Consider the following 19,279-nt stretch of genomic DNA (forward strand, 5'->3'; position numbering starts at 1 on the left):
GCCGGGCTCCTGGAGAGGAGCCCGGCGCCTTCGTCGTCGTCAGTCGTGGCGACGCCCTCAGATGCCCTGCCACGCGGGCTTGTTGGCGTACGTGTGCCGGAAGTACTCCGCGAGCTTCAGCTTGGACGCGGCGGCCTCGTCGACGACGACCGTCGCGTGCGGGTGCAGCTGGAGCGCGGAGGCCGGGCACACCGCGGCGACCGGCCCCTCGACGGTGGCCGCGACGGCGTCCGCCTTGCCCTCCCCGGTGGCGAGCAGCACCAGGTGCCGCGCCTCCAGGATCGTGCCGATGCCCTGCGTGATGACGTGGTGCGGGACCTGCTCGATGTCGCCGTCGAAGAAGCGCGCGTTGTCGACGCGGGTCTGCTCGGTGAGCGTCTTGATCCGGGTGCGCGAGGCCAGCGAGGAGCACGGCTCGTTGAACCCGATGTGCCCGTCGGTGCCGATCCCGAGCAGCTGGAGGTCCACTCCGCCGGCCGCGGCCAGCGCGCGGTCGTACGCCTCGCACGCGGCCTGCACGTCCGTGGCCGTGCCGTCCGGCCCGAGGAAGGCCTCCATGCCGATGCCCAGCGGCTCCAGCACCTCACGCCGCAGCACCGAACGGTAGGACTCGGGGTGCTCGGCGGGCAGGCCCACGTACTCGTCGAGCTGGGCGATCCGCGCCCGCGCGGTGTCCACCGATCCGGTGCGCGCCTCGGCCGCCAGCGCCTGGTAGATGGGCAGCGGGGTGGAGCCGGTGGCCACGCCGAGCAGGGCGTCCGGCTTGCGCCGCAGGAGCTGCGCCATGGCCTCGGCGATGAGCTCGCCGCCCGACCGGGCGTCCGCAACGATGACAACTTCCACGCTGGCCTGCCGTTCTGAGAGGGGCACGGGGGGCCCGGAAGGGCGATGTGGTTTAGACCAATCTAGGAGGCCAATCTAACAGAGTCGACAGTGTCCGTCTTGGGGCGCTGGAGGGGGGAGGCGGTCGGCTCCGGAGCAGATCGCGGAAAATGCCCCGCGCAACTGGCCCCGCGCGGGAACCCGCACAGGCTAGGCTGCGTTGTGGATGTCAGAGCGTCCGAATACCCACAACAACGAACGACCTTCCACACATGGACACCCCTAGTGGTCTAGTCCACAATGGAGGGGAGCGAGACACAGAACTTCCGTCTTCCCCGCACAGGAGGGCGGACCGAGGACCCGGAGCTCTCTGCCCTGACTGCCCCGGCTCCTCACCGTCGGTCGACGGGACCGCACACCCCGCGGCCGATATTGCTCCGGGCTGCGGTGCCGGGAGGGTTGAGGGTCCCTCTCAGGCGCCGCGGCCCGCGGGTGTTTCCGGGCCCGGGCCTCATACGGCCGACCGCGCGCCGCCGCCAGGTTTAGGCCCCGCACAAACCCACGGGTACGCTCGCAGACGTGCCCTCCATGAACGAACTCGTACGCCAGCACACCGCACTCGACGACTCCGACCTCGAGTGGCTCCACCTGCTGGTCTCGGAGTGGCAGCTGCTCTCCGACCTCTCCTTCGCCGACCTGGTCCTGTGGGTCCCCACCCGGGACGGCACCCGCTATGTCTCCGTCGCCCAGATGCGGCCCAACACCGGCCCGACCTCGTACCAGGACGACATGGTCGGCCACCTCGTCCCGCGCGGCCGCCGCCCGCTTCTCGACGCCGCCCTGGACGAGGGCCGGATCGTGCGCGAGGGCGACCCGGAGTGGCGCGAGGAGGTCCCCGTCCGGGTCGAGTCGATCCCCGTACGGCGTGAGGGCCGGGTCCTCGGGGTCATCGCCCGCAACACCAACCTGCTCACCGTGCGCACCCCCAGCCGCTTGGAGCTCACCTACCTCCAGAGCGCCTCCGACCTCGCACAGATGATCGCGGCCGGGTCCTTCCCGTTCCCCAACCAGCAGATGGACATGGACGCCGCCCCGCGCGTCGGCGACGGCCTGATCCGCGTCGACGGCGACGGAATCGTCCAGTACGCCTCCCCGAACGCGCTGTCGGCCTACCACCGCATGGGCCTCGCCTCCGACCTGGTCGGCCAGCACCTCGGTCTGACCACCGCCGAACTCGCCCCGACCCGGGGTCCGGTCGACGAGGCGCTCGCCAAGGTCGCCAGCGGCTGGGCGCCCCGCGAGTTCGAGATCGAGGCCAAGGACGGGGTCATCCAGTTCCGGGCCATTCCGCTCAAGCCGAAGGGCACCCGCATCGGCGCGCTCGTGCTGCTCCGTGACGTCACCGAACTGCGCCGTCGCGAGCGTGAGTTGATCACCAAGGACGCGACCATCCGGGAGATCCACCACCGGGTGAAGAACAACCTCCAGACGGTGGCGGCCCTGTTGCGCCTCCAGGCCCGGCGTATCGAGTCCGAGCGCGGCCGGGAGGCGCTGGAGGAGGCGGTCCGCCGGGTCGGCTCGATCGCCATCGTGCATGAGACGCTGTCTCAGAACCTGGACGAGCGGGTGGAGTTCGACGAGATCGCCGACCGGGTGCTGGCGATGGTCGCCGAGATCTCGCCGGGCAAGGTCGCCGGCCGGCGTAGCGGACGCTTCGGCATCCTGGACGCCGAGGTCGCCACCCCGCTGTCCATGGTCCTCACCGAGATCCTCCAGAACGCCCTGGAGCACGGCTTCGTCGAGGGCGACACCGGCACGGTCGAGGTCTCCGCGGTCCGCGGCGGCACCACGAAGGAGACCCGCCTCCTGGTCACCGTCCAGGACGACGGCGTGGGGCTGCCCGAGGGCTTCGACCCGCACACCTCCGGCAACCTCGGCCTCCAGATCGTACGGACGCTGGTGGAGGGTGAGTTGGGCGGAACCTTCGACATGGTCCCGGGGCCGGAGCGCGGCACTCAGGTGATCCTGGACATCCCGGTGCGCGCACAGAAGTAGCGGGCACGGGAGTAGCGGGCACGGGAGTGGCGGGCACGGGACGGCGCGGACAGGTGACGGCGCGGGCAGGTGACGGCGTGTGCAGATGGTGTGTGGGTGCACAGCAAGAAGCCCCGGACCGTTCAGGGGTCCGGGGCTCGAATGCTCGTTGCCAGCTTGTGCTGCGCATCGGGGGTACTGCGCGCTGCGGCTCGGGGGCGGGAGATGCGTACTCGCTGTACGCGCCGCCAAGCTCAGGCTTGCGGGGCGGGTGTTGTCAGGCGGAGGCCTGACGGGCCCGGTTGCGGGCGGCGCGGCGCTTCATGGCGCGACGCTCGTCCTCGCTGAGGCCACCCCAGACGCCGGAGTCCTGGCCGGACTCGAGCGCCCACTGCAGACACTGCTCCATAACCGGGCAGCGACGGCAGACGGCCTTGGCTTCCTCGATCTGCAGCAGCGCAGGACCGGTGTTGCCGATGGGGAAGAAGAGCTCGGGGTCTTCCTCGCGGCAAACGGCGTTGTGACGCCAGTCCATGGCTGCTACCTCTCCTTGGTATTACGTGCAGGTTGCTTGTGAATGTGAACGCTTTCACGAATCCCTCAACAAGTGAAGGGCCACCAGCCAGGTTCCCTGGCGCGGTCCTGTTGTTTGAAGAGGGGTTCCGGTGATCAGTGGATGCCGGTGTTGCGGGCTGTCCCGATCGCCACGTAGAGACTCGCAAACCTCAGCGGCGGATACAACCCCTTCCGGAAAGTTTTTTTTGATTCCTCGGTGTCGACTAGGTCACAGCCGTACTTCCATGGGGTGGACCCTGGCCTAAACGTTCGAGTGAAAGGACTTCAGCCCTTTCTGCTCACACAATCACACGCAGTGCACGGCGTACGCCTGTGAACGTCACGCTTGTTCGCAGCCCGAGGTGGTCACCGTCCATCTGAAGGGGCAAAGGGACCTTCGAATGCAAGGTGAACTGGTCCAGGTCGTGCAGTGCGACGGCATGCTTGCCGTGCGGTCCCCGTTCGGGGGACGAAGTGAGCAACTGGGTGCCATATCGGGCAACCGAGGCCGTGGACAGACGGCTGAGACCCAGTACGTCGAGCCCCGTATCGAACGAGGCCTTAGGCGACGCGTACACCGGGCGATTGCCCAGATAGGTCCACGGAGCCGTGTTGCAGACTATGGACAGCACCAAATCGGTCACCGGTTCGACGCCCGGCCGCTCCAGGGTGATCGACCCGTGCCGGCGCTGTGACTCACCCAACAACTGGCGCACGGCCTGACGGATGTAAAGAGCGTGGGTGGATTTTCTGCCGCGCTCGCGCTGCTGCTCCACCCGACCCACCACCCCGGCGTCGAAGCCCAGCCCGGCGTTGAACGTGAACCAGCGCGAGGGCACCGCCTCGTCCTCCGTGCCCGGCGTACCCGCGGCGAGGCCCAGCCCGACCGTACGCTCACTGCTCTCACGCAGGGCGTCCAGCAGCGCGCCGGTGGCTTCCACCGGATCGTTGGGCAGCCCCAGGGCGCGGGCGAAGACGTTGGTGGAGCCGCCGGGGACCACCGCGAGACCGGGCAGGTTCGCCGGATCGGGGCCGGCGTGCAGGAGGCCGTTGACCACCTCGTTGACCGTGCCGTCGCCGCCGAGGGCCACCACCAGATCGACGTTTCCGCTGTCCGCGGCCTGCCGGCCCAGGTCACGCGCGTGCCCGCGGTATTCGGTGGTGACCGCCTCGAGCTTCATCTCGCTCGCGAGCGCGTGGATGAGGACGTCGCGCGTCCGTGCACTCGTAGTGGTTGCCGCCGGATTGACCACGAGAAGAGCACGCATGAGCTGAAGCGTACCTACTGGGTGGTACCGGGCACAGGCCGAGGTGGGGATCGGGTAAGAGATCGCGGGGTGAGCCTCGACACGAGCGCCGCGCGTCCCCGCGCGGGCGGCCCGGGGCCCGGTCAGGGGTGCGGGCTACCCTTCTGGGGTGAGCAGTGACCAGACTCCCGCCGCCCCGGAAACCGCAGAACCCCGCCCGCGCCGGCTGACGTACGCCGCCGCGCTCGTCGCCCTGGAGGGGCTGACGCTGGTCGTCGGCGGGGTGTGGATGCTCGCCCTGGGGATCGGCGGCGATCCGGACGACCGTCAGCAGGCCGTCACCGGCGGAGTCACGCTGCTCGTGCTCGCGCTGCTGCCGCTGCTCGCCGCCCGAGGGCTGCTGGGTCTGCGCGGCTGGAGCCGGGGACCCGCCGTCATCACCCAGATCATGGCGCTGCCGGTGGCCTACAACCTGCTGCGGGCCGACAGCATGGCGATCCCGGCGGGCATCGCGCTCGCGGCCGTCGCCGTCGCGTCGCTCGTCCTGCTCGTCAACGGCGAGACGACCCGGGCCCTCGGGATCCGGGGGCCGGGCCGCGCATCGGAGTAGCTGCCGCTCCGCTGCCGCTCCGCTGCCGCTCCGCTGTACCGCTATTCCTCGACGAGCAGTTTCTCCCGCAGCTGGGCCAGTGTGCGGGCCAGCAGGCGCGAGACGTGCATCTGCGAGATGCCGACCTCCTGCGCGATCTGCGACTGGGTCATGTTGCCGAAGAAGCGCAGCAGCAGGATCCGCTTCTCGCGTGGCGGGAGGTCCTCCAGGAGCGGCTTGAGGGACTCCCGGTACTCGACCCCCTCCAGAGCCTCGTCCTCCGCGCCGAGGGTGTCCGCGACCGCCGGTGACTCGTCGTCGGTGTCGGGCACGTCCAGCGAGAGGGTGGAGTACGCGTTGGCGGACTCCAGGCCCTCCAGGACCTCCTCCTCCGAGATCGCCAGCTTCTCGGCGAGCTCGTGGACCGTGGGGGAGCGGCCGTGCTGCTGCGACAGCTCGGCCGTCGCCGTGGTCAGCGCCAGGCGCAGCTCCTGGAGCCGGCGCGGCACCCGTACCGCCCAGCCCTTGTCACGGAAGTGCCGCTTGATCTCGCCGACGACCGTCGGGGTCGCGTACGTGGAGAACTCCACACCGCGCTCCGGGTCGAAGCGGTCGACCGACTTGATCAGGCCGATGGTGGCGACCTGGGTGAGGTCGTCCAGCGGCTCGCCTCGGTTGCGGAAGCGCCGCGCGAGGTGCTCGACGAGCGGCAGATGCATGCGGACCAGCTGGTTGCGCATCTCCGCGTACTCGGCACTGCTGTTCTCGAGCTTGCGCAGCTCGATGAACATCGCCCGTGCGCCGCTGCGGTCCCCCGGCGCGGGGGGTACCGGCACGGGGGTGGCCGGCACAGGGGCGGCCGGTGGTTCGTGCTGCGTGCCCGGCACGCTCTGTTCGCCGTCTCGCTGGTGCTCGCTCATTGTCCCGCCCGTCGCCCTCTGTCGAGCCCTCGCCTCTGCTCGGCCCGGGGGCGAGCCCCCGATCCGCCTCTCCCGAGGCGAGCCCTGCACGGCACCTTCCGGCAGACCCGCCTGCGCGGAGACCGAGTCGTCCTCCGGATGCGGCCGGGCCTGCTCGGGAATGCCGTCGATGCCGTCCGCCATGCGTCGGGAACCGTCCGGAGAGACTGGAATGTCGGCGTTCTCGGCCGGCAGCTCCCGTGTGCCGCGCTCTTCGTCCCGCACCGGCCCGTCCCCGTTCCTCACGCCGGCCCGGGTCCCGCGCCGCGTTGTTTGTAGAGACTGATCGTCACGGTCTTGTCCTCGTCGACGGCGGAGGACACCTTGCCCGCGAGGGCGGACAGGACGGTCCAGGCGAAGGTGTCCCGTGAGGGGGCGTGCCCGTCCGTGGTCGGCGCGGAGACGGTGACTTCCAGCGAGTCGTCGACGAGTCGGAACACGCAACTGAGTACCGAGCCGGGCACGGCCTGCTGGAGCAGGATCGCGCAAGCCTCGTCCACCGCGATGCGCAGGTCCTCGATCTCGTCCAGGGTGAAGTCCAAACGGGCCGCGAGGCCGGCCGTGGCCGTCCGCAGCACCGACAGGTAGGCACCCGCAGCCGGCAGCCGGACTTCCACGAAGTCCTGGGTCGCGGGCTCGCCTGCGATCTGGGACACCCTCACCTCCAAGGTGGTACAAGCTTTTCGGGGCCGAGGGTCGCCCCCCGGGGTAACGCGTGTGTGGTGCAGCGGTGACGCTATCGCGCTCTCAAGTTTCTGTCCCCGGGACCCCAACCCCCTGGCGTCACTCACAGTAAAGCTGTGAACACGCTCCGTGTCTAGGGGTCGGTCGGCCCAAATGGGAACAGGGCGCGCCGGGTTGACGTACCCAGGCGTCAGATGGTCGAACCGTACCCGCCGGACGGCCGGGGCGTCATGGTCTCCTCATACGGGGCTCCTCATACGAGGACATGGTCGACGAAGCACCAGCGCCAGTTCTCGCCGGGTTCGAAGGTCCGCATCACCGGGTGACCCGAATCCTTGTGGTGCTCCGTCGCGTGGCGGCTCGGCGAGGAGTCGCAGCAGCCGACGTGGCCGCAGGTCAGGCACAGCCGAAGTTGCACCGGGTGGGTGCCGTCCCGCAGGCACTCCGGACACGTCTCGCCGAGTGGGACGGGTTCGGGGTGGGGCAGCGCGTCGGCGTGCGTGCACTGTTTCATGATTGCCAGATTACGACGGGCGTGCGGACGACCGCGCGCAAAATCGAGGGCGGGCTGTACATGGACGTGATGCCACTGCTGTTGCTGGTGGCCGGCAGTGCGGCGTTCGCGGCGGCGGCGCGGCGCACCCCGGTGCCCGCGCCGCTGCTGCTGGTGGCGGTCGGCCTGATCGTGTCCTACGTGCCGGGGGTGCCCGACTACACCCTGGACCCGGACGTCGTGCTGCCGCTTCTGCTGCCTCCGCTGCTGTACACGTCGGCCACCGACAGCTCCTATCTCGACCTGCGCGCCCAGCTGCGGCCGGTGGCCCTGCTGTCGGTCGGGTACGTGCTCTTCGCGACCTTCGCCGTCGGCTGGGCCGCCTATCTGATCGTCCCGGGGCTGCCGCTGACGGCGGCGCTGGTGCTGGGCGCGGTGGTGGCGCCGCCGGACGCGGTCGCGGCCACGGCGGTGGCCCGCCGGGTCGGCCTGCCCTCACGGATCACCACCATCCTCCAGGGCGAGTCGCTGCTGAACGACGCCACCGCGATCACCGCCTACAAGGTGGCCCTCGCGGTCGTGGTCGGCGAGGGCGCGTCCTGGGCCGGCGGTATCGAGGAGTTCCTGGTGGCGGCAGTCGGCGGGACCGCCGTCGGCCTGATCCTGATGGCCCCGCTGCACTGGCTGCGCACCCACCTCAAGGAGCCCCTGCTCCAGAACACGCTCTCCCTGCTGATCCCCTTCGTCGCCTACTCGGCGGCCGAGCAGTTCCACGCCTCCGGCGTCATCGCGGTGGTCGTCGTCGCGCTCTACCTGGGCCACCGCGCGTGGGAGGTCGACTTCGCGACCCGCCTCCAGGAGGATGCCGTGTGGAAGATGGTCGCCTTCGTCCTGGAGTCGGCGGTCTTCGCGCTGATCGGCCTCCAGCTCCCGGTCGTCCTGAAGGGTCTCGGCGCCTACGAGGGTGTGGACGCCGCCTGGTACGCCGTCGCGCTGTTCCTCGTGGTCGTGGCGGCGCGCTTCCTGTGGGTGTACCCGGCGACCTTCCTGCCCCGGCTGCTGTCGGCGCGTATCCGCGCGCGGGAGGAGAATCCGACCTGGCGGGGGCCGATCGTCATTGCCTGGGCCGGCATGCGAGGCGTGGTCTCGCTCGCCATCGCCTTCTCCATCCCGCTCACCGTGGACCACGGCGACGCGCCCTTCCCGCACCGCAATCTGATCCTCTTCCTCACCTTCACGACGGTCATCGGCACCCTGGTGGTGCAGGGGCTGAGCCTGCCGCCGCTGATCCGCCTGCTGAAGTTCCCCGAGCCCGACCCGCAGGCCGCGACGCTCGCCGAGGCCAATGCCCAGGCGCAGGCCTCCCGGGTCGCCGAGGAGCGCCTGGACGCGCTGCTGGCCGACGAGCGCAACGCGCTGCCGCCGCCGCTCGCCGACCGGTTGCGCAGCGTCCTGGAGCGGCGCCGCAACGCCGTCTGGGAGCGTCTCGGGCAGGTCAACCCGGTCACCGGCGAGACCGTCGACGACACCTACCGGCGCCTCTCGCGCGAGATGATCAGCGCCGAGCGCGAGATGTTCGTCCGGCTGCGGGACGGCCGCTACATCGACGACGAGATGCTGCGCACGCTGCTGCGCCGACTGGACCTGGAGGAGGCGGCGGCGTTCCGGGAGGCGGAGTAGGCCTGTCGCACGACCTCCCTCGCCGTCACGGGAACGGGCGGCCCGTGATCACGGCCGTCACGGTCGTCCCGCGCGCGAAGGCGCCCTCCTCGGCCAGGACGACAAGGCCGTAGAGCGACTTGGCGACATAGAGATGTTCCACCGGCACTCCGTGACGTCGCTCGAAGTCCGCCGCGAAGGTCTCCAGCTCGGGGGTGACACGGGCGTAGCCGCCGAAGTGGAAGCGCTCGTCGAGCCGCCACTCGCCCCGCCGACCGCCGAAGGCATCCTCCTGGAGCGCCTGTATCCCGTCGTCCAGGAAGCCGCCTCTGAGGACCGGTATGCCCAGGGCCCGCTGGCCGGGGGCGAGGCCCGCGGCCAGGCCGGCGAGGGTGCCGCCGGTGCCACAGGCGAGGGCGACGACGTCGGTACGGCCGCGCAGCTCCTCGCCGAGCGCCCGGCAGCCGCGGACCGCCGCCGCGTTGCTGCCGCCCTCGGGCACGACGTACGCGTCCGTTGCGCCGACCGTGTCCCGAAGCTTCCCGAGCACGTCCGGCTCGGTCTTGCGACGGTATGTCGAGCGGTCCACGAAGTGCAGACGCATGCCGTCGGCCGCGCACCGGGCCAGGGAGGGGTTCAGCGGCCGGCCGGCCAGTTCGTCGCCGCGCACCACGCCCACCGTGGGCAGCCCGAGAAGCCGGCCGGCGGCGGCCGTGGCCCGCAGGTGGTTGGAGTAGGCGCCCCCGAAGGTGAGGAGTGTCCGTCCCGCCGCCCGCTCCAGGTTGGGCGCGAGCTTGCGCCACTTGTTGCCGATCAGCTCGGGGTGGATCAGGTCGTCCCGCTTCAGCAGCAGCCGGACGCCGTATCGCCCGAACCGGTCGTCGGACACTTCCTGGAGGGGGGACGGCAGGCGGGGGCGGAGGTCGGTCACCCGCTCATTGTCGAACACCGTTCGGTGAAACGTACCTCTTCCCTGCCCACGTTGATCCATTCCCGCTCTTTCGGGTAATAGCACGAGCACACACCGTGATGGAAGGCTTGCCGCGTGAACGAAGTGCACCGGCGCAGTTCGGCGCCCGTGCATGAATCGGGAGGGCATTTCTCATGTCGGTAGGCGAAGAGGTCCGCGCGGATTCGGACAAGCCGCAGCAGAGTCTCGGCACCGCGGCCGCGCGGAACCTGGCCACCACGACCAAGTCCGCACCGCAGATGCAGGAGATCAGCTCCCGCTGGCTGCTGCGAAATCTTCCCTGGGTGGATGTGCAGGGCGGTACGTACCGGGTCAACAGGCGTCTGACGTACGCGGTGGGCGACGGCCGCATCACGTTCGTGAAGACCGGTGACCGTGTGGAGGTCATCCCGGCCGAGCTGGGCGAACTGCCCGCGCTCCGCTCCTACGAGGACGAGGAGGTACTCGGGGAACTCGCCTCCCGATGCCGGCAGCGGGAGTTCGGCCCGGGCGAGGTCATCGCCTCCTTCGGCAGCCCGAGCGACGAGGTCCATCTGCTGGCGCACGGCCGCGTCGAGAAGGTCGGCACCGGCCCCTACGGCGACGACCAGGTGCTCGGCGTCCTCGCGGACGGCGCGTACTTCGGCGACCAGGCGCTGCTCGACGCGGACGCCATCTGGGAGTACACGGCCCGTGCGGACACGGCCTGCACGGTGCTGATCCTGGCCCGGCAGGACGTCGAGCAGGTCGCGGAGCGTGCCGACTCCCTGCGCGAGCACCTCCAGCAGCTGCGCGCGATCCCCGAGCAGCGCACCAACAAGTACGGCGAGAAGGAGGTCGACCTCGCCGCCGGTCACGCCGGTGAGCCGGACATCCCGCACACGTTCGTGGACTACGACGCCCGGCCGCGCGAGTACGAACTGAGCATCGCCCAGACCGTCCTGCGCATCCACTCGCGCGTGGCCGACCTGTACAACCAGCCGATGAACCAGACCGAGCAGCAGTTGCGGCTCACGGTCGAGGCGCTCAAGGAGCGCCAGGAGCACGAACTCGTCAACAACCGCGAGTTCGGGCTGCTGCACAACTGCGAGTACGACCAGCGGCTCCAGCCGCACGACGGCGTGCCCAGCCCGGACGACCTGGACGAACTGCTCAGCAGGCGGCGCGGAACCAAGATGCTGCTCGCCCACCCGCGCGCGATCTCCGCGATCGGCCGTGAGCTCAACAAGCGCGGTCTCGTCCCCGAGACGATCGACGTCGGCGGCAACCGGATCCCGACCTGGCGCGGGGTGCCGATCTACCCGTGCAACAAGATCCCGGTCACCGCGGCCCGCACCAGCTCCATCATCGCGCTGCGTCTGGGCCAGGAGGACCAGGGCGTCATCGGACTGCGCCAGTCCGGCATCCCGGACGAAATCGAGCCGAGCCTGTCCGTGCGGTTCATGGGAATCAACGAACAGGCCATCATCAAGTACCTGGTCACGGCCTACTACTCGGCCGCGGTCCTCGTGCCGGACGCGCTGGGCGTCCTGGAGAACGTCGAGATCGGCCGCTGGCGGTGACTTCCGCCACCAGGCGGTACCGGGGTGAGGCGCGCGAAAGGAGGAGGCCCATCGGCAGCCAGGGCGACAGCGGTCCGGGGCCGGCCGACGGGCACGACGCGGCGGTGATCCTGGAGCGCTCCCGGGCGTCGGTCGACCCCGAACTGCGCGCGGTCATCGACTCGTTGCCCGGCTCCATGCGCCGGGTCGCGCTCTACCACTTCGGCTGGGAGCACGCGGACGGCACCCCGACGGCGGGCAACGCGGGCAAGGCGATCCGCCCGGCCCTCGTGCTCGCCGCGGCCACGGCACTCGGTGGCCCGGCGGCCCGCGCGGCGGCCCTGGGGGCGGCCGCGGCGGTCGAACTGGTCCACAACTTCACGCTGTTGCACGACGATGTGATGGACCGGGACGCCACCCGTCGGCACCGCCCCACCGCCTGGACCGTGTTCGGCGACGCCGACGCGATCCTCGCCGGGGACGCCCTCCAGGCCCTCGCCCTCGGGCTGCTGGCCGCGGATCCGCATCCCGCGTCCTCGGCGGCCGCCCGCCGGGTCGCGGCCTGTGTGGTCGAACTCTGCGCCGGCCAGCAGGCGGACACGGCCATGGAGAAACGCGGCCCCGCCGAGATCACCCTCGACGAGGTGCTCGTCATGGCCGAGGCCAAGACGGGAGCGCTGCTCGGCTGCGCCTGTGCCGTGGGCGCGCTGTACGCGGGGGCGGCCGAGGAGGACGTGGACGCGCTGGACGCGTTCGGCAGGGAGGCCGGGCTCGCCTTCCAGCTCATCGACGACGTCATCGGCATATGGGGAGATCCGCGGCACACCGGCAAGCCGGCCGGCGCGGATCTCGCCGCCCGCAAGAAGTCCCTGCCGGTGGTCGCCGCGCTGACCTCCGGCACCCCGGCGGCGGGCGAACTGGCCGAGCTGTACGCGGCGCCCTACGACCCGGCCGACCTGGACCGCACGACGCTGGCCGTCGAACGGGCCGGCGGCCGCGAGTGGGCGCAGGAGCAGGCGGCCGACCGGATGGCCCGCGCGATGCACGAACTGACCCGGGCGATCCCGGACCCGGAGTCGGCGGGCGGCCTGCTGTCCCTGGCGGAGTTCGTGACCCGGCGCAGCAGCTAGGACCGACCTGACCGGTCCGGGTACGAGGGGTGGCGGAGGACGCCGGACTGTCTTCGGAGAGGTTCCGGCCCGGCGGGTCCCGCACATCCCCACGGTGTGCGGGGCCCGCCGCCGTGGGGCCTACGCGGGTTCCTCGGCGCTGTCCGGGACCACCGTCGCCACGATCCGCTCGACCAGCCCCTCCGGCACCCCCACCCCCGGCAGGACGCCGTCCAGGACGTCCGGCAGGGTCAGGTGCTCCAGGATCAGCCCGAGCATCGCGAGGTACAGGACGACGACGGTCTCGTCGCCGCCGGGCAGGCCGGTCTCGCGGTGGAAGTCCATGCCCTGGTCGAGGTCGCCGCGCACCGACGTGGTGAAGGAGGCGCGGAGCTCGGGGCGCCGGGTGGCCTCGAGGCGCATCTCCAGCAGGGCGAGGTAGCCGCTCCGGTCACGGGTCGCGCGGGCCATCAGGTCGTGCATGAACGCCGTGACCAGGGAGCGGTCACGCGGCCGCGCCAGCAGCGCGCCGAGCACCTCGGGGTCGGGCGCCAGCCGGACGTGCAGCCGGGCGTCGATCTGCCTCAGCAGGTCGTCGCGCCCGGTGAAGTAGTTGGAGGCGGTGCCCACCGGCACCGAGGCCGCCGAGTCCACCGCGCGGAACGTGAGCCCTCGCGCGCCCTCACGCGCGAGCACCTCCACCCCGGCGTCCACCAGGGCCGCCCGGCGCTCCGGATTTCCGGCCATGCGGAACCTTCTCTCTCACTTGGCTCCGTTTCCCGAAACACCGGGAAACCCACTTGCAACCACTACAACTGAAGTACTACAACTGGAGTGGTTCGAGAGTCAGCCTACGGAAAGAGCCCCCACTTGCGAAAGCTCACGTACTTCATCGCCTGTTCCGTCGACGGCTTCATCGGAGACGTGAACGGTGACGCCGCGGCGATGTTCCCCTACGTCGACGAGGAGTTCCTCGACTTCCTCAAGACGGACCACCCGGAGACCATGTCGACCCCCGGCCGTCGCGCGCTCGGCTTCGACGACCTGGAGAACAAGAGGTTCGACACGATCATCCAGGGCCGGGCCAGCTACGACGTGGCGCTGAAGGAGGACATCACCAGCCCGTACGCGCACCTGCGCCAGTACGTCGCCTCTCGCACCCTCGGCGAGTCGCCCTCCCCGGACGTCGAGATCATCGCGGACGGCCTGCTCGACAGGGTCCGCGAGCTGAAGGCGGAGGACGGCGGCCTCGACATCTACCTGTGCGGCGGCTCCCGTCTCGCTGGCGAGCTGTTCGACGAGATCGACGAGCTCGTGATCAAGACGTACCCGGTCGTCTACGGCGCCGGTATGCCGATGTTCGGCGCCGGCTTCGACGTCGCCCGCTTCACCCTCGGCGGGGTGCGCTCCTTCGGCAACGGCGCGGTCGTACGGACGTACGACAGGGAACGCTGACCAACACTGACGTACAGCGGGGAGCGCTCGGGTCCGTGCCGCCCTACTCTGGAGGCATGGACCGGGAACAACGTGTCTGTCCCACCTGTGGGCAGCCAGTGCAGTCCGTCATCCGGCGACACAAGACGCTGGGCGCGTGGGTCCCGCGCTGGGTACCGGGCCCGTGTCACAACGCGCGCTGCGAGGCGTACGTGGAACCGGGCACCCGGCACAAGGTCGCCGAGAGCGAGGCCGCCGAGACCGAAGCGGAACCCGAACCCGAACCCGAAGCCCCCGCAGCCCCGACCTCCTGACCTCACCGAGCGGAGACCGATGACCAGCCGAGTGACCTTGATCTCACCGGCGATCACTTCGGCACTGCGCGAGGCGCGATTCGACGACGGCAGCTGCGAGGTGGACGCCGCCGGGGTGCGCCGGGCCCGGTCGGTCGCGGCGCTGTTGCCCGGCGCGGACCGCTCGGCGGCCTCGCCCTCCACGCGGTGCAGGCAGACCGCCGAGGCGCTGGGCCTGCCCGCGCCCCAGGTACCCGCGCTCGCCGCTCTCGACGTGGGCCGCTGGCGCGGCCGGACCCTCACCGAGGTGTCGGCCGCCGAGCCGGACGCGGTGGCGTCCTGGCTGGCGGATCCGGCCCATGCCCCGCACGGCGGGGAGACGGTGCGGGGGCTGTGCGACCGCGCCGGGGCCTGGCTGGAGGACATCGCCCGCACTCCGGGGCGGGTGACCGCCGTGGTGGAACCCGACGTCGTGCGAGCCCTGCTCGTCCGCGCGTTGGGCCTGCCGGAACCGGCCTTCTGGCGCCTCGACGTGCGTCCGCTGACCGCCGTGGAGCTGAGCGGCCGGGCGGGGCGGTGGAACCTGCGGGTGGGCGCGCCGCTGGGAGAGGGGCCGTAGGCGGCTCACCGGTCGGCGGCGGGCGGTCAGTGGTCGCCGGTCAGTGGTCGGCCGTCGGCCCGGTGGCCCGGGAACCGGCTCGGGGCAACCCGCCCGTCTCCGCGTCGCGCGCGGTCAGGCAGTACAGGCCGCCGGTCGGGTCGCGCATCACCGTCCAGTGGGGATGGCGGGCGACGAGGACCGCGCCGAGCCCCTCGTGCCGGGCGCGTACGGCGCCGATGTCCGGGCCGCAGGCCAGGTCGAGATGGGCGCGGACAGCGCTCTCCGCGTCGAGCCGCTGGAGCAGGATACGGACCGGCAGCCCCGGCGGCGGCTCGACCACGTGGAACTCGGGCCGGGAGCCCGGCCGGGCCGACCAGTCGGGCAACAGGCCGCTCCAGAAGGCGACTTCGCTCTCGTACGCCGACGGCGGGAGGTCCATGCACACCTGGTCCAGGCGGCTGCCGGCCACCACGGGCGGCCGCACCGACTCCCCGTGCCACGGCACCGCGCAGAACAACTGCCCTGCGGGGGAGCGCAGTACGGTCCAGCCGTCGTGCGCGGCGGCCGTCTCGGCGCCCAGTTCCCGCGCCGCCGCGACGAAACCGGGCACATCCCGCACGGCGAGGTCGAGATGCGCGCCGCCGTCGCCGTCCGTGACCGCCTGGACCTTCACACAGGCGTCGGCGTCCTTCGGGAGCAGGGTGACGAACTCCCCGTCCTCACCCCTGGCTTCGGAGAGGGACGTATCCGTGACGGCGGTCCAGAAGTCGCACGCCCGCGCGAAGCTCCGGGTGGGCCGGTCGACGAAGACGTGGGCCCAGCGGACCGGTCGGCTCATCCGGTCCGCTCCATGAACCGCAGCATGTTCCCCGCCGGGTCCCGGAACGCGCAGTCGCGCACCCCGTAGGGCTGGTCCGTCGGCTCCTGGAGCACCTCGACGCCGGCCTCCCGCACCCGCGCGTGCAGCGCGTCGCAGTCGGCGGTGGTGAAGATGACCCCGCGCAGCACGCCCTTGGCGAGCAGCCGGGCCATCGCCTCCCGGTCGGCGGGGGAGAAGTCCGGGTTCGCGCCCGGCGGCTCCAGCACGAGGTTCACGTCCGGCTGGAGCGGCGACCCGACGGTCACCCATCGCATCCCCTCGAAGGAGACGTCGTTGCGGACTTCGAGGCCGAGCACCTCGACGTAGAAGTGCAGGGCCTTGTCGTGGTCGTCGACGGCGACGAAACACTGGTGGAGTTTGAGGTCCATGGTGTCCAGCCTAGGTGCGCCGGCCGCGCAGCGGTCGGGTGTACGTCCGGGCCACACAGGACGGGATCACCGCGCCGGCCTCGTGCGACCGCGCCCGGTACGCGCTCGGGGTCTCGCCGACCAGTTCGGTGAAGCGGGAGCTGAAGGAGCCGAGCGAGGTGCAGCCGACCGCCATGCAGACCTCCGTCACGGTCAGGTCGCCGCGGCGCAGGAGGGTCTTGGCGCGCTCGACCCGCCGGGTCATGAGATAGCCGTAGGGCGTCTCGCCGTAGGCCTCGCGGAAGCTGCGCTGGAAGTGGCCAGGGGACATCAGCGCGGTGCTCGCGAGCGCGGCGACGTCGAGCGGCTCCGCGTACTCACGGTCCATCCGGTCGCGTGCCTGCCGCAGCCGTTTCAGGTCCTCGAGGGTCACGCGGCCAGCATCGCACGAAGGGCGACGTCCGGGAGGGGGAGAAAAGGAGACCGCACCCGGACCGTCGGGGACGCCGTGTTCGGCGGCCCGCGGACCGGGTGCGGACAGGTGGGCGTTGCGACCGGTGCAAGGGCAGGTCGGACGGCCCGGGGTGAAGATCAGGCCTTGATCAGGCCTTCTTGGTCTCCCAGAAGATCTTGTCGATCTCGGCGATGAGCTCCAGGGCCTTCTCGCCGGTCTTCGGGTCCGTCGAGGCCTTGGCGGCCGACAGGGCCTTCAGGGTGTCGTTGACCAGCTGGTGCAGCTGGGGGTACTTCTCGAAGTGCGGGGGCTTGAAGTAGTCGCTCCACAGCACGGAGACGTGGTGCTTCGCGAGCTCGGCACGCTGCTCCTTGATGACGGTGGCGCGCGCCTGGAAGTGCGGGTCGTCGTTGGCGGCCATCTTTTCCTGGACGGCCTTCACCGACTCCGCCTCGATGCGGGCCTGGGCCGGGTCGTACACACCGCAGGGCAGGTCGCAGTGTGCGCTGACCTTGACCTTGGGGGCAAACAGGCGGGAAAGCATGGAGCGTTCCTTCCTCGTGATCGTCTTCTCAGGTGGGACATTACTCCCTGCAAGACGTGTTTTCGCGAGTGCCCCCTTGGGCTTAGGACAAAAGTCCGGGGTCAGACTGAGACTGGTGGAGGAACAGACCGGGGAGGTGCCGGCGATGCCGGAGCTGTCGCAGGAGACCGAGCGCGCGAGGGCGGCCGCGCTCTTCGGACTGGCCGAGGTGACCGGCCCGTCCATGGTGCCCACGCTGTACCAGGGGGACCGGCTGGTGGTGCAGTACGGCGCCCGGGTCCGGGCCGGTGACGTGATCGTGCTGCGGCATCCGTTCCAGCAGGACCTGCTCGTCGTCAAGCGGGCCACGGAGCGCCGCGAGGGCGGCTGGTGGGTCCGCGGGGACAACACCTACGCCGGCGGCGACAGCACCGACTACGGGACCGTGCCCGACGAGCTGATCCTGGGCAAGGTGCGGCTGCGCTACCGCCCGCTGAAGCCCGGTCAGCGCTCGCCGCTTGCGGTGGTGCGCTGGGCGCTGTCGGCGGCCAGGCCGGTGCTGGCCGTCCGGTCCGCCTCCAGGCGCTTGCGGGCGCGGTAGGCGGCCACGTTGGCGCGGGTGGCGCAGCGGTCGGAGCAGTAGCGCCGGGAGCGGTTGGTCGAGGTGTCGAGGTAGGCGTTGCGGCAGGGGACCGCCTCGCACAGGCCCAGGCGGTCGACGCCGTACTCGGTGAGGTGGAACGCCAGACCCATGGCCGCGATGGCCGCGTAGCCCGCCGTCGCGTTCGACGGGTGGTCGGCCAGGTGCATGTGCCACAGCGGGCGGCCGTCGTCGTCGCGGAAGTCGTGGCCGGAGATCTGCGGGCTCACCGGGAACTCCAGGAGGAGCGAGTTCAGCAGGTCCACCGCGAGGGTCTCGTCGCCGCCGTCGGCCGCCTCGAAGACCGCGCGCAGGCGGGCCCGGACCGAGCGGAACCGGGTGACGTCCGCGTCGGTGGCCCGACGGCCCGCCGACTGGTTGCCGCCGAAGAGGGCGCGGACTGCCTCGACCGAGGTCAGCGCGTCCTTGCCCCGGGCCGGTTCCTCGCTGTTGACGAGGCGCACGGCGTAATCCGAGTAATAGGCCAGTTCCACTTGTAGTCCTTACGGTGGCGCTCTATGGTCGGGATGCGGGCGGGGTAACGGCCGTTCGTGCTTCCAGGGTATTACGCGACGAATGCGGCGGAGGGGTTCGATGACGGACGCGCAGACGACCACGAACGGTGTCACGGCCGGTGCCGACTGGGCTGCCTGGCAGCGGAGCTGGGACCGCCAGCAGGAGTGGTACATGCCCGACCGCGAGGAACGTTTCCGGATCATGCTCGACATGGTCGAGGGGCTCGTCGGGCCCGCCCCGCGCGTCCTCGACCTCGCCTGCGGCACCGGCACGATCACCGCCCGACTGCTCGCCCGTCTCCCCGGCGCGACCAGCACCGGCGTCGACCTCGACCCGGCGCTCCTCGCCATCGCCGAGGGCACCTTCGACGGCGACGACCGCGTCACCTTCGTGACGGCGGACCTCAAGGACCCGGACTGGCCGGCCCGGCTGCCGTACGACGCGTACGACGCCGTCCTGACCGCCACGGCCCTGCACTGGCTGCACAGCGAACCCCTCGCTGCCCTCTACGGTCAGGTCGCGGAACTCGTCCGCGACGGTGGTGTCTTCATGAACGCGGACCACATGATCGACGACACGACGCCCCGGATCAACGCGGCGGAGCGCGCACAGCGCCACGCCCGCATGGATCAGGCCAGGGCCGACGGGGTGCTCGACTGGGCCGAGTGGTGGCAGTTCGCCGCCAAGGACCCCGTCCTCGCCGGGCCGACCGCCCGCCGCTTCGAGATCTACGGCGAGCACGCCGACGGCGACATGCCCGCCGCCTCCTGGCATGCTCGCGTGCTGCTCGAACAGGGCTTCAGCGAGGCCCGGCCCGTGTGGGCGTCACCCTCCGACACCCTGTTGCTGGCGTTGAAGTGACCGCGCCTTCGTACCGGCCGAAACCAGGCGGTCGGCGCTGACACGTCCCGAACGGCGGAAAGGGGCGGTACGGGATTCCCGTACCGCCC

22 protein-coding genes are annotated in these 19,279 nt (G+C 71.0%); 9 read left to right on the forward strand and 13 right to left on the reverse strand.

Annotated features, from left to right (window positions below; genetic code table 11):
- Nucleotides 1-57: 57 nt before the first annotated feature.
- Complete coding sequence (nagB, locus tag G9272_RS29835) at nucleotides 58-843, reverse strand: glucosamine-6-phosphate deaminase (RefSeq protein ID WP_171399388.1); 786 nt, start codon at nucleotides 841-843, stop codon at nucleotides 58-60.
- A 567-nt stretch (nucleotides 844-1,410) separates the two neighbouring features.
- Between nagB and G9272_RS29840 the strand changes: the two genes are divergently transcribed.
- Nucleotides 1,411-2,877, forward strand: coding sequence for a sensor histidine kinase (locus G9272_RS29840; protein ID WP_200839949.1), 1,467 nt, complete (start codon nucleotides 1,411-1,413; stop codon nucleotides 2,875-2,877).
- 256 nt (nucleotides 2,878-3,133) lie between these two features.
- Here G9272_RS29840 and G9272_RS29845 read toward each other — a convergent pair whose 3' ends face one another.
- Nucleotides 3,134-3,391 (reverse strand): WhiB family transcriptional regulator, encoded by a 258-nt coding sequence (locus G9272_RS29845; protein WP_016639615.1) that lies wholly within the window; start codon nucleotides 3,389-3,391, stop codon nucleotides 3,134-3,136.
- 319 nt (nucleotides 3,392-3,710) lie between these two features.
- Nucleotides 3,711-4,679 carry a diacylglycerol/lipid kinase family protein gene (locus tag G9272_RS29850; protein ID WP_171399389.1) on the reverse strand — a complete coding sequence of 323 codons (969 nt, stop codon included), beginning with the start codon at nucleotides 4,677-4,679 and terminating at the stop codon, nucleotides 3,711-3,713.
- 148 nt (nucleotides 4,680-4,827) lie between these two features.
- Between G9272_RS29850 and G9272_RS29855 the strand changes: the two genes are divergently transcribed.
- On the forward strand, nucleotides 4,828-5,268 hold the full coding sequence (locus tag G9272_RS29855) for a hypothetical protein (protein ID WP_171399390.1): 441 nt from the start codon (nucleotides 4,828-4,830) through the stop codon (nucleotides 5,266-5,268).
- 41 nt (nucleotides 5,269-5,309) lie between these two features.
- Here the strand turns inward: G9272_RS29855 and G9272_RS29860 are convergent, their stop codons facing one another.
- From G9272_RS29860 to G9272_RS29870, 3 genes are all read right to left on the reverse strand, one after another.
- Nucleotides 5,310-6,431, reverse strand: a complete 1,122-nt coding sequence (locus G9272_RS29860) for an RNA polymerase sigma factor SigF (RefSeq protein WP_171399391.1) — start codon at nucleotides 6,429-6,431, stop codon at nucleotides 5,310-5,312.
- A gap of 17 nt (nucleotides 6,432-6,448) precedes the next feature.
- Complete coding sequence (locus tag G9272_RS29865) at nucleotides 6,449-6,862, reverse strand: anti-sigma regulatory factor (RefSeq protein ID WP_020130755.1); 414 nt, start codon at nucleotides 6,860-6,862, stop codon at nucleotides 6,449-6,451.
- 281 nt (nucleotides 6,863-7,143) lie between these two features.
- A complete protein-coding gene (locus G9272_RS29870; RefSeq protein WP_171399392.1) occupies nucleotides 7,144-7,404 on the reverse strand; it encodes a UBP-type zinc finger domain-containing protein in 261 nt (86 codons plus the stop codon).
- Nucleotides 7,405-7,464: 60 nt separating this feature from the next.
- On the opposite strand from G9272_RS29870, the gene G9272_RS29875 reads away from it, so the two are divergent.
- Nucleotides 7,465-9,063, forward strand: coding sequence for a Na+/H+ antiporter (locus G9272_RS29875; protein ID WP_171402232.1), 1,599 nt, complete (start codon nucleotides 7,465-7,467; stop codon nucleotides 9,061-9,063).
- 25 nt (nucleotides 9,064-9,088) lie between these two features.
- Here G9272_RS29875 and G9272_RS29880 read toward each other — a convergent pair whose 3' ends face one another.
- Nucleotides 9,089-9,973: a 1-aminocyclopropane-1-carboxylate deaminase/D-cysteine desulfhydrase gene (locus G9272_RS29880; protein ID WP_171399393.1), complete on the reverse strand. Its 885-nt coding sequence runs from the start codon at nucleotides 9,971-9,973 to the stop codon at nucleotides 9,089-9,091.
- Nucleotides 9,974-10,146: 173 nt separating this feature from the next.
- Between G9272_RS29880 and G9272_RS29885 the strand changes: the two genes are divergently transcribed.
- Both G9272_RS29885 and G9272_RS29890 read left to right on the forward strand, forming a co-directional pair.
- Nucleotides 10,147-11,553 (forward strand): family 2B encapsulin nanocompartment shell protein, encoded by a 1,407-nt coding sequence (locus G9272_RS29885; protein WP_171399394.1) that lies wholly within the window; start codon nucleotides 10,147-10,149, stop codon nucleotides 11,551-11,553.
- A gap of 50 nt (nucleotides 11,554-11,603) precedes the next feature.
- Nucleotides 11,604-12,662 (forward strand): family 2 encapsulin nanocompartment cargo protein polyprenyl transferase, encoded by a 1,059-nt coding sequence (locus G9272_RS29890; RefSeq protein ID WP_253268253.1) that lies wholly within the window; start codon nucleotides 11,604-11,606, stop codon nucleotides 12,660-12,662.
- Nucleotides 12,663-12,782: 120 nt separating this feature from the next.
- Here the strand turns inward: G9272_RS29890 and G9272_RS29895 are convergent, their stop codons facing one another.
- Nucleotides 12,783-13,388 (reverse strand): TetR/AcrR family transcriptional regulator, encoded by a 606-nt coding sequence (locus G9272_RS29895; RefSeq protein WP_171399396.1) that lies wholly within the window; start codon nucleotides 13,386-13,388, stop codon nucleotides 12,783-12,785.
- 123 nt (nucleotides 13,389-13,511) lie between these two features.
- On the opposite strand from G9272_RS29895, the gene G9272_RS29900 reads away from it, so the two are divergent.
- Together G9272_RS29900 and G9272_RS29905 are read left to right on the forward strand one after the other, a co-directional pair.
- Nucleotides 13,512-14,096: a dihydrofolate reductase family protein gene (locus G9272_RS29900; protein WP_171399397.1), complete on the forward strand. Its 585-nt coding sequence runs from the start codon at nucleotides 13,512-13,514 to the stop codon at nucleotides 14,094-14,096.
- Nucleotides 14,097-14,408: 312 nt separating this feature from the next.
- Entirely contained in the window at nucleotides 14,409-14,987 is a 579-nt protein-coding gene (locus tag G9272_RS29905) for a histidine phosphatase family protein (protein ID WP_171399398.1), read from the forward strand.
- 40 nt (nucleotides 14,988-15,027) lie between these two features.
- On the opposite strand, the gene G9272_RS29910 is transcribed toward G9272_RS29905, so the two are convergent.
- The 4 genes from G9272_RS29910 to sodN form a co-directional block, all read right to left on the reverse strand.
- Nucleotides 15,028-15,807, reverse strand: coding sequence for a VOC family protein (locus tag G9272_RS29910; protein ID WP_171399399.1), 780 nt, complete (start codon nucleotides 15,805-15,807; stop codon nucleotides 15,028-15,030).
- Nucleotides 15,804-16,217 (reverse strand): VOC family protein, encoded by a 414-nt coding sequence (locus G9272_RS29915; RefSeq protein WP_054242786.1) that lies wholly within the window; start codon nucleotides 16,215-16,217, stop codon nucleotides 15,804-15,806. The genes G9272_RS29910 and G9272_RS29915 overlap by 4 nt, the downstream gene beginning before the upstream one ends.
- A gap of 10 nt (nucleotides 16,218-16,227) precedes the next feature.
- Complete coding sequence (locus G9272_RS29920) at nucleotides 16,228-16,629, reverse strand: helix-turn-helix transcriptional regulator (RefSeq protein ID WP_171399400.1); 402 nt, start codon at nucleotides 16,627-16,629, stop codon at nucleotides 16,228-16,230.
- A 169-nt stretch (nucleotides 16,630-16,798) separates the two neighbouring features.
- Nucleotides 16,799-17,194: a superoxide dismutase, Ni gene (gene sodN / locus G9272_RS29925; RefSeq protein ID WP_020130742.1), complete on the reverse strand. Its 396-nt coding sequence runs from the start codon at nucleotides 17,192-17,194 to the stop codon at nucleotides 16,799-16,801.
- Between the two features lie 145 nt (nucleotides 17,195-17,339).
- On the opposite strand from sodN, the gene sodX reads away from it, so the two are divergent.
- On the forward strand, nucleotides 17,340-17,774 hold the full coding sequence (sodX, locus tag G9272_RS29930; RefSeq protein WP_171402233.1) for a nickel-type superoxide dismutase maturation protease: 435 nt from the start codon (nucleotides 17,340-17,342) through the stop codon (nucleotides 17,772-17,774).
- On the opposite strand, the gene G9272_RS29935 is transcribed toward sodX, so the two are convergent.
- Complete coding sequence (locus G9272_RS29935; RefSeq protein ID WP_171399401.1) at nucleotides 17,678-18,307, reverse strand: CGNR zinc finger domain-containing protein; 630 nt, start codon at nucleotides 18,305-18,307, stop codon at nucleotides 17,678-17,680. The genes sodX and G9272_RS29935 overlap by 97 nt on opposite strands.
- Before the next feature lie 100 nt (nucleotides 18,308-18,407).
- Here G9272_RS29935 and G9272_RS29940 point away from each other — a divergent pair, with 100 nt between their 5' ends.
- A complete protein-coding gene (locus G9272_RS29940) occupies nucleotides 18,408-19,190 on the forward strand; it encodes a class I SAM-dependent methyltransferase (RefSeq protein WP_171399402.1) in 783 nt (260 codons plus the stop codon).
- Nucleotides 19,191-19,279: the final 89 nt, after the last annotated feature.

This window comes from Streptomyces asoensis (assembly GCF_013085465.1).
In the GTDB taxonomy this organism is placed as follows: Bacteria; Actinomycetota; Actinomycetes; order Streptomycetales; family Streptomycetaceae; genus Streptomyces; species Streptomyces cacaoi_A.